The sequence below is a fragment of the Stieleria sp. genome (genome assembly GCF_041595215.1).
GTDB lineage: Bacteria > Planctomycetota > Planctomycetia > Pirellulales > Pirellulaceae > Stieleria > Stieleria magnilauensis.
The window spans coordinates 1-8,083 of the sequence record NZ_JBFHKV010000316.1 but is presented as its reverse complement, the minus strand read 5'-3'; the positions used below and the strand labels follow the sequence as shown (position 1 = coordinate 8,083).

6 protein-coding genes are annotated in these 8,083 nt (G+C 60.1%); 4 read left to right on the top strand and 2 right to left on the bottom strand.

The window, feature by feature from the left end:
• Positions 1-51: 51 nt before the first annotated feature.
• Positions 52-1,596 (bottom strand): sensor histidine kinase, encoded by a 1,545-nt coding sequence (locus ABX749_RS13925; protein WP_372896505.1) that lies wholly within the window; start codon positions 1,594-1,596, stop codon positions 52-54.
• A gap of 304 nt (positions 1,597-1,900) precedes the next feature.
• Between ABX749_RS13925 and ABX749_RS13920 the strand changes: the two genes are divergently transcribed.
• Genes ABX749_RS13920 through ABX749_RS13910 form a run of 3 tightly spaced genes read left to right on the top strand, consistent with a single transcriptional unit; the run spans position 1,901 to position 6,230 of the window.
• A complete protein-coding gene (locus ABX749_RS13920) occupies positions 1,901-3,019 on the top strand; it encodes a sugar-binding protein (RefSeq protein WP_372896504.1) in 1,119 nt (372 codons plus the stop codon).
• Positions 3,016-4,563, top strand: a complete 1,548-nt coding sequence (locus tag ABX749_RS13915; RefSeq protein WP_372896503.1) for a sugar ABC transporter ATP-binding protein — start codon at positions 3,016-3,018, stop codon at positions 4,561-4,563. Before ABX749_RS13920 ends, ABX749_RS13915 begins: the two co-directional genes overlap by 4 nt.
• Entirely contained in the window at positions 4,560-6,230 is a 1,671-nt protein-coding gene (locus ABX749_RS13910) for a hypothetical protein (RefSeq protein ID WP_372896502.1), read from the top strand. Before ABX749_RS13915 ends, ABX749_RS13910 begins: the two co-directional genes overlap by 4 nt.
• 91 nt (positions 6,231-6,321) lie before the next feature.
• Here ABX749_RS13910 and ABX749_RS13905 read toward each other — a convergent pair whose 3' ends face one another.
• Positions 6,322-6,720 (bottom strand): acyl-CoA thioesterase, encoded by a 399-nt coding sequence (locus tag ABX749_RS13905; protein WP_372896501.1) that lies wholly within the window; start codon positions 6,718-6,720, stop codon positions 6,322-6,324.
• A gap of 106 nt (positions 6,721-6,826) precedes the next feature.
• Here ABX749_RS13905 and ABX749_RS13900 point away from each other — a divergent pair, with 106 nt between their 5' ends.
• Positions 6,827-7,870, top strand: coding sequence for a SelL-related redox protein (locus ABX749_RS13900; protein WP_372896500.1), 1,044 nt, complete (start codon positions 6,827-6,829; stop codon positions 7,868-7,870).
• Positions 7,871-8,083 lie beyond the last annotated feature (213 nt).

The window sequence follows — 8,083 nt, the reverse complement described above, 5'->3', positions numbered from 1 at the left end:
TGTCACACATCACCGTTCGATTTCGCGCGCCGCACGCAGCGACGGACGCCGTCACTCCATCGGCACGCCGTTGGGCGAACGACGTGATTCACGAAGCCAATGGACGTCCTGTTCCAGGCGAATCGTGGCCATCGGGGTCGACTGCATCGGGCCTGTCCCCAACCGAACTTGATCGGTATCGCTGACCGCTTGCTGTGCGCCGGCCAAGGTCTGACGCACCATCAGGTCGCTCAGCCGACTTGCCAGCGAGTTTCTGAACTCCGGATGCGGCGTTGCCGAGACGAGTGAGGACGCCCCCCAGGTCATTCGCATGGTGCCCAGTTCGTTTTGCACCAGCCGCTCGAGTTCGGACCGTTTCGCGATCCCGGTTTCGCCATCGGCGTCCCAAGCGATCACCCAACTTCGCCGGCCAGTGCGATAGGCCAATTCGGTGATTCGCATGGTGCGTTGCAGCAGGGCATCAAACGCATCGGTGCCCGCTGCAGGGATCGCCGCTCCGACCGAGACCGTGGTCAGGTAAACGTGGTCGGGGAAGGCCGGTTGCATCTCCCCGGCACCGAGTTCGATCAACTGGGAGGGAACGTCGATGCGGACACGTCGCGGCGGTGCCGGGGATTGAGACGGCGGGGACGAGCGGGACGGACGGACCTCGTGAACCCGCTGATCTTCGTTCATGATCTTGCGTTGCTCGATCATGATCAACTCCGACCGCCACTTGACCCACCGTGCGGCCACCGCGGCGGGGCCGCCCAAGATCGTTTGGAAACTGACGGCGGTCCCGGTGCCGACGCGCGATTCGATCCGCAACGTCGAAAAGTGCGCCGCGGCGAGTTGGCGGCTGATGATCAATCCCAACCCGCCGATGCTCTTGGCGGGCGCTTTGCCGGCGCCGATCAATTCCATGTCTGACGGCGAAATCCCGGCGCCTTGGTCAACGATCGCCCAGTTCATGATGCCCTGATCGCGATTGACCGTGGCACGAATCAGCACGGGACCGCCCTCACGCGTGACCCGAATCGCATTGCCGGCCACGTTGACGATCAGCCGTCTCAGCAAAGTGGCATCCGCATAGATCTGAATGCCTTCCTCAAACGGACCATCCCACAGCAAGTGGATCCCGCGCGGCAGAATCCACGACTGCAAGGTCGCTTCGACGTTGCTTCGCAGTTCGTCGATGGAAGTCCACTGACGCATCACATTGGGGAACCCTGAATCGAACCGACGCGACTGGACCATCTCGTCGACCAGTTGGACAGCGCAGTTGCATTGGTTGATCGCGGCGGACAAGCATTCGCTTTGCGCCGAGGACACCTTGCCCAGATCGCCATCGCGGACCAACCGGATCGCTTCACGGATCGTTGACAGTGGGGCGCGGAGGTCGTGCGCCGTTTCACTGATCAGTCGTGAAATCGATTCCAGTGGAGCATCGTCCGCGGCGATCGGCAGGTGGCCCGGCGCAGCGATTTCTCGGCTACCAGGCGTTTGCCCCGGCTTGCGTCGCGCTGCGACCGTGCCGCCGTAGGGTACACCACGATCATCCACGGGACGGCTCTCAAGCGTTGCGGTGCCGACTGTCGTTGGGAGGGTTGAAGTCATGGTGAGGGTTCTCCAAGAAACGGGGGGACAGGTGACGCCGATGACGCGAGGGAGGGGATCGCACCGGGAAGGGCCTCGACGTGACCTGTTAGGTTGTGCGTATCGGCTAGGTCGAGATTGCGGCAACACGTTCCGGCCCTGATCGGCACGTGGAAACTCCAACAGCACGTCAGACCTTGCCAGATGTTCCGATCGTGCCGAGGGAAAGCTTGCGACTGCAGGGTGGCGAACTTAAACTCACAGGCGTTCGATTCCCCCGATCGACTCCCTTCCGATCCCGCTCCTCCTTTGATCGCCGTCCCCTATGCCTCATCATGCTCCCCCGAAGTTTCTGCCCCTGTGTGCCGCACTCTTGATCGCGACCGGCCTCTCGCTGACCGGATGCAAGATTGAAAAGATCGACACCAACGCCTCCGACAGCCAGACGACCGACGGCGAATCGGGGACGGCGGCGGTCAAGACGTCCGACGGAGAAAAGATACGTGTCGCCTACGTGACCAACGGGATCGCGTCGTTTTGGGACATCGCCGAAGAAGGATGCAAGGCAGCGGCCAAGGACTTCGATGTCGAGTGCCTGGTGCGCATGCCGCCCGATGGAACCGCCGACCAGAAACGCATGTTGGAAGAATTGATTTCCGACTCGGTCGCCGGTGTCGCCGTCAGTCCCATCGATCCGGACAACCAAACCAGCATCTTGAACGACGTTGCCAAGGCGACAAACTTGATCACCCACGATTCGGATGCACCGAAATCCAATCGCCTGGCCTACATCGGGATGAACAACTACGACGCCGGACGGATGTGCGGCAAACTGGTCAAAGAAGCGATGCCCGAGGGCGGCGAAGTGATGATCTTCGTCGGCCGATTGGGCCAACTCAATGCCGATCAGCGGCGGCAAGGCATCATCGACGAATTGCTGAATCGCTCCAATGATCCCGACCGACCGTTTGATCCCGCCGACGGCGTGCTCAAGGGCGACAAATACACGATCCTGGACACCCGCACCGACAACTTTGATTTTGCGATCGCCAAGAGCCGTGCCGAAGACGCGATCGTCAAGCATCCCAACATCGGCTGCATGATCGGCCTGTTCGCTTACAATCCGCCCAACATTCTGGAAGCGATTCGCGGCGCCGACAAAGTGGGCCAAATCAAAGTCGTCGCGTTCGACGAAGACGCCGATACGCTGAAGGCGATCCAAGACGGATCCTGCTACGGAACGATCGTCCAAAACCCGTATCAGTACGGTTACAAGTCGGTCGAGCTGCTGGCCAAATTGGCTCGGGGCGACGAATCGGCGATTCCCGAAGGCGGTTTCTTGGACATCCCCGCCCGCGCGATTCGCAAAGACAACGTCGACGAGTTTTGGGCGGAATTGAAGCAGTTGACCGGGAAAGACGAAGCGGGCGCGGGCGCCAAGTGAGCCAGACGCCTGGAAAGAATCCGCGTCCCTTGCTGGAAGTTCGTTCGCTGGGAAAACGTTTTCCCGGTGTCCGCGCGCTGCACCAGATCGATTTGACGTTGATGCCCGGCGAAGTGCTGGCGTTGGTCGGCGAGAACGGTGCCGGCAAGAGTACGTTGATGAAAATTCTGGCCGGGGTTCAGCCGCCCGATGAAGGTCAAATCCTGATCGACCAAAAGCCCGTCACCATCGGCAGTGTTGCCGAAGCGATGCGGTTGGGGATCACGTTGATTCACCAAGAATTGAACCTGTCGGACAACCTGTCGGTCGGGGCCAATATTTTTTTGGGGCGTGAGCCGACACGATTCGGGCTGATCGATCGCGAAACAATTGATCGCGAATCCAGACGGCATCTGGCGTCGGTGGGCTTGGACGTCGACCCGCAAACCTTGGTGCGTGAGCTGACGATCGGTCGTCAACAAATGGTCGAGATCGCCAAAGCGCTTTCGATCGACGCCCGCGTGTTGATCATGGACGAACCGACCAGCAGCCTGTCTCAGCGTGAAGCCGAAGCGTTGTTCAAAGTCGTGCAGGGCTTGCGGGAACACGGCGTCAGCGTCATCTACATCTCGCATCGCCTGGCCGAAGTCGAAACGCTTGCCGATCGCGTCGCCGTCATGCGGGACGGAGAGAACGCCGGCGAGTTGGTCGGCGACCAAATCAATCACGACGCGATGGTCAGCCGCATGGTGGGTCGTGACGTTTCGCGATTCTACGAGCGAACGGCACGCGTCGATGTGGCCGCCCTTGGATCGGAACAGCAACTCACCCCGGCGCTGGAGGTGAGCGATTTGATCGTTCCCGATCATCCCAAGCACAAGGTTTCGTTTCAGGTCATGCCGGGTGAAATCGTCGGCATCGCCGGGCTGGTCGGCGCCGGTCGAACGGAACTGTTGCGGTGTTTGTTCGGCGTCACGCAACCACTCGGCGGCAGCGTGCGAATCAACGGCCAAACCGTGCAACTGCGCAATCCCAAAGACGCCATCGCCAGCGGAATGGGGTTGGTCCCCGAAGATCGAAAAGAGCAGGGACTGGTGATCGATTTTTCCGTCCGGAGCAATGTTTCGTTGGCGAGTTTGTCCGACAAAGCCGGCGCCGGGATGTGGATCGATTTCGCCGCCGAATCCGAAGACACACACCAAAGCATCGATCGGCTGCGGATCAAGACGCCGACGGCCGACCAGGTCGTGCGTTATCTCTCCGGTGGCAATCAGCAAAAAGTGGTGCTGGGCAAATGGCTCGCCATGAATCCCAAGATTCTGCTGTTGGACGAACCGACGCGAGGGATCGATATCGGCGCCAAAGAAGAAATCTATCGACTGATGGAAACGTTGGCCGCCGAGGGACTGGCGATCTTGTTTGTGTCCAGCGAGATGGAAGAAGTGATCGCGATGAGCGACCGCACGCTGGTGATGCACGAAGGGGAAATGACGGGGCAGTTGGTCGGCGATGAAATCGGAGAAGAACAGATCATGAACTTGGCAACGGGTGTAGTCAGTCGATGAATAAAATCCTAGGCATCTTCGGCTTGTTGATTTTCGTCTGTCTGTTCACGACGGTCTTAAACGACAGCTTCGTCGGACAATACAACTTGTACAACACGACGCGTTGGAGCGCGCTGTTCGGCATTCTGTCGATCGGCGTCGCCTTCGTGATCATCACCGGCGGGATCGATCTGTCGATCGGGTCCGTCGTGGGACTGGTCGCGTGTCTGTTGCCGATGCTGGTCGTCGAACAAGGGTACTCGCCGACCGCCGCCGTGCTGATCGTGATGCTGATCGCCGGCGCGATCGGATTACTGCACGGCTTGCTGATCACGCGTCTGGACCTGCAACCGTTCGTCGTCACGCTGTGCGGACTGTTGTTCTATCGTGGCTTTGCGCGCTGGTTGACCGATGACGGAACCCTGGGATTCGGTCAAGACTATGACGGGTTGCGGTTGTTGGCGATCGGCAAACCGTGCAGTTGGGCAACGATGTTATTCGGCGGCGGGATCTGTCTGTTTTTGTACGGGGTGTGGAACCTGGGCCGATTGCGCCCCCACGACGACCGGCACGCCGACGCCCCGCTTCAGCGCGAGCTGGACGTCGAGCGAAAACTTTCGGCCTGGTCGATTCCGGCGATCGGCGTCCTGTTGGCCGTGGCCGGATCGTCGCGTTTTTGGTTGGGCTGGGAGTCGGGCCCGGGGACACCGCTGTTGGAGATCGCGGGTTATCAGATCCGCAGCCTGGGGATCGAAGTCTCCGAGAACGCCGCGTCGATGCCATCGACGGTGATGAAATACGCGGGCACGTTTTTATTCGTCCCGACACTGCTCGCGTTTCTGGTCTGGGCGTGGCAATCCGATCCCGGCCGGATGAAAAAGCCGTTGGCGTTGGTGATCGGCTCGCTGATCTTGCTGGCGCTGTGTGTCTGGCAACTCGTGCCTTTGTTCCGCAGTGCGGCAGCCGATGACCGATGGCAAGTCGGCGCGATGGAAGTTTCCGGCGAGCTGTTGAAAACAGTTCTGATGATGATCGTTTTCGTGATCGTCGGCGGCGTGATCGGTTCGATCGGTTGGCTCATTTCGGCCGCCGGTACGGCATCGGGCAAGTCCAAAGCGTTGACGCCGGCATTGGTTGCCACCGGGGTGATGGCGTTGCTGGGACACACCCAATTGGCCGCGACGATGGTGCCGATGCCGATGTTGATCATGATCGCACTGGCGATCGTCGCATCGATCTTCCTGAACCGGACGGTGTATGGCCGCTACCTGCTGGCACTGGGACGCAACGAAGAAGCGGCCCGATACAGCGGGATCAACACCAAACGCATGATCGTGGTCGCCTATGTGCTCTGCTCGTTGGCGGCGGGACTCGGCGGCATCCTGTTCGCGCTGGACGTCAATTCGGTACAGCCGTCGGGCTTCGGAAACTTTTACGAACTCTACGCGATCGCCGCCGCCGTGTTGGGCGGTTGCAGTTTGCGCGGCGGCGAGGGAAACATTTTGGGCGTGGTGATCGGTGCCGCGGTGATGCGAGTGCTTTACAACGCGATCAATATCCTGGGCATCAGCACGAAGCTGGAATTCGCGATCATCGGCATGGTGATTCTGGCCGGAGCGATCGTCGACGTCGTCGTCAAACGCATCGTCGCCAAACGAGCCGTGTTGGCGGCCGAGGAAGCGGGGTAGGCATCCTGCTTGCCCGGGGCGCGGGTCGCAAGCTGGAAGCGTACGCCACGTTGAGGCTTACGCAACGTTGACGGCTACGCAACGTTGACGGCTACGCAACGGTTCCGTACCGATCCAACAGGCTTTGGGGAACGCGTTGGATGCGACCTTCGCGGTTGATCACGGCCAGGGTGACCGTGGCGGTGACCAGCGTTCTCGATTCGAGCGAGATTGTGTATTCATGAATGATCTTGCCGATCGTGACTTCCGTGATCCGCGTGTGAATGTCGATCAAATCGTCGTAACGGGCCGGCGATTTGTATCGACAATCGACGCGGGCGACCACGACCAGCAACCCTTCGTCTTCCATGTCTCGGTATCGACCACCGCTGGCACGCAACAACTCGGTGCGTCCCATTTCGAAGTACTGGAGGTAAACGCTGTGATGGACGAAGCCCATCGGGTCGCACTCGTCATAGCGAACGCGGTGTTGGATCGTGTTTTCTCGCATCGGCAATCCGCGGTTCTTTTGTATGATGGTAAACGGCTTCGTCGCCGGATGACTTGACGACGACGCAACATTATGGGCAAACCGCCTTCGTTTGGTAACCGAGCTGATGAATCGATTCAATGCCATGACCGCCGCGTCGCATCCGCGTTGGATGACGTACGTTTTGCTCGCCGCGGCGATTTACAATCTGGCGTGGGGAGGCTGGGTGCTGCTGCGTCCGATGGATCTGTTCGACCTGACGGGCATCGATCGGCCGCTGTATCCGGGTATTTGGCAGTGCGTCGGGATGATCGTCGGTGTTTACGGTGTGGGCTACGCGATCGCGGCACGCGATCCGTATCGGCATTGGCCGATCGTGTTGGTGGGGTTCTTGGGCAAAACGTTTGGCCCGATCGGGATGGCGTACCAGTGGCTGCTTTTGCCCCCGGGCTCGCCAGGCCGGTTGCCGATTCAATGGGGCCTGGTGAACATCACCAACGACTTGATTTGGTGGCTGCCGTTTGCCGTGATTCTGTTCCAGGCGTTTAAAACCGCGAGCGCGCCGCCGTCCTCTGTCGCCCCCGAAACCGCCAGCCGGCTGAACGAGCAATTTCGGTCACAGCGTGGTGTGACCCTGGCAGAGTTGTCGCGGCAACACCCGGTGCTGGTCGTGTTCCTGCGTCACAGCGGTTGCACGTTCTGCCGCGAAGCCCTGCAAGACCTGCGCGAACAACGCGACCGAATCGAGGCGAAAGGGACCGGGATCGTGTTGGTGCACATGGGGGACGACGAATCGAGCCGGGCGTTCTTTGAGTCCTTCGATCTTGGCGATGTCGATCGCATCAGCGATCCAGAGTGTCGTCTGTATCGGGCCTATGAGTTAGACCGCGGACGGATCGGACAACTGTTCGGCCTGTCAGTGTTTTGGCGAGGATTCAAGTGCGCGATCTTGAATCGTCACGGCGTCGGCAAACTGGGTGGAGACGGTTTTCAGATGCCGGGGGCATTCCTGGTTCGCGACAATGAAATCGTCAAAGCCTTTCGCCATCAAACGGCCGCGTCACGACCGGATTATTGCAGCGTGGCCGAGCCGACGGTCCGCTCCGCCCCGGTCGAGTCGTCGGCATCCCGATCGGCCGACGAATCCGACGATGAATCTGGCCGCAGGTAGGGAGTGTTCGGCGGATCCTCGCTCCAAATCCAGGCGGCAAATCTGGCACCACACCGCATGCAGCGCCAGCGAATCCGCAGGGTCAGCAAGAAAGGCACCTGCTTGTACCAGCGGGACGGAAAGCATTCGTTCGGCCGGTTCTGACAGCGGGGGCACTTCACCATGGGATTCAAAAGGGCTGGATAGTAACGACGTTTGCACACCTGTCTGTTC

Coding starts and splice junctions, on each gene's coding strand:
- ABX749_RS13920 (WP_372896504.1), top strand. CDS start 1,901: ATGCCTCATCATGCTCCCCCGAAGTTTCTGCCCCTGTGTGCCGCACTC.
- ABX749_RS13925 (WP_372896505.1), bottom strand. CDS start 1,596: ATGACTTCAACCCTCCCAACGACAGTCGGCACCGCAACGCTTGAGAGC.
- ABX749_RS13910 (WP_372896502.1), top strand. CDS start 4,560: ATGAATAAAATCCTAGGCATCTTCGGCTTGTTGATTTTCGTCTGTCTG.
- ABX749_RS13900 (WP_372896500.1), top strand. CDS start 6,827: ATGAATCGATTCAATGCCATGACCGCCGCGTCGCATCCGCGTTGGATG.
- ABX749_RS13905 (WP_372896501.1), bottom strand. CDS start 6,720: ATGCGAGAAAACACGATCCAACACCGCGTTCGCTATGACGAGTGCGAC.